We start from the raw sequence: 1,026 nt of genomic DNA on the forward strand, positions 1-1,026 counted from the left end.
AAATTCTTCGATTCTATCTGCGAGCATATGGAAAGTGCGTACACTGAAAGTGGCTGCATTTATGTCTGGCAGGTCAAGCATTCAGAGCGTTCTGACGGAACTGTTCTTATAAAGATCGGGATATCTTGTGATACGGTTCGTCGCGTCTCGGCAACTGCGAAAGCAAACAGCTACGAACCAATGAGTGTTTACTCGATACATACAGGTGAAGAAACAAGATCCTGGGAGCAATGGTTTCTGAGCCTTGGTGGAAAATGCCAGCAACACTTAGAATGGGGTTTGGACGGGGCGACAGAATTCCGCCGTGTCACCTCCGAAGAGTTCGACGAGATCTTGTGTTATTTCGAGGATCACGGCACCCGCCACGAAGAATTTGATAGCGACTTCCAAATCGACCTGAACGATGGTGACGACTACAATCCAATCGGCTTCGGAATGTAAGTTAACCGTCAGATCGATGGTGCTTCGACATATCCTGGCGCTATCGGCATCGGCCATTCTAGCCCGCCGATGCTCGATCTCCTGACCTGCCGCCCGACGGCCCTCACGAGGAGATCCTCGAGCTGATCCAGAAACGGACGGTGATAGAACTGAACCTGCACGGTACCGTCCCGTTGGTTGACGGTCTCGATTGTCCGGCGCTGGTTCTTCCGGAACACGATCTCGTCGATGTACCGCTGTAGATGGCACTTGCTGAGTTGGTGATAAACGCCCAGCTGTGTCCGCTTCAGTAGGGCTGCAATGCCTTCGACCGTGTTGGAATGAACGTTCCCGCGAACGTATTTCTTCTTGCCGTGAGTCACCGTGTCATGGTCCTTGAAGGCGCGGGCCCAGAAACGGGAGACATGTGCGAGATCTGAGGAGGGAAAGCAACCGAAGCGCTGAAACAATCTAAGTTATTGGTTAACCTAGGCTATAGGTCCATCAGCCTTTGTTTAGTGGATAGGTACGAACCCCTTCCTTCCGGGAGAGGCAAAAGCGTACCTCGCGCAGCGGGGTATCAAGATTTACTCCGTTGTTCTTCAA

Annotated in this window: 2 protein-coding genes; one reads left to right on the plus strand and one right to left on the minus strand. The window is 51.9% G+C overall.

What is annotated here, in order from left to right; all coding sequences use genetic code 11:
• Positions 1-441 (plus strand): hypothetical protein (locus tag E1297_RS48940; RefSeq protein ID WP_196223116.1); only part of this gene is annotated, 441 nt, incomplete at its 5' end.
• 8 nt (positions 442-449) lie between these two features.
• Here E1297_RS48940 and E1297_RS01495 read toward each other — a convergent pair.
• Positions 450-890, minus strand: coding sequence for a transposase (locus E1297_RS01495; RefSeq protein ID WP_155132998.1), 441 nt, complete (start codon positions 888-890; stop codon positions 450-452).
• Between the last annotated feature and the right edge of the window lie 136 nt (positions 891-1,026).

It is taken from the genome of Roseibium sp. RKSG952, assembly GCF_009711355.1.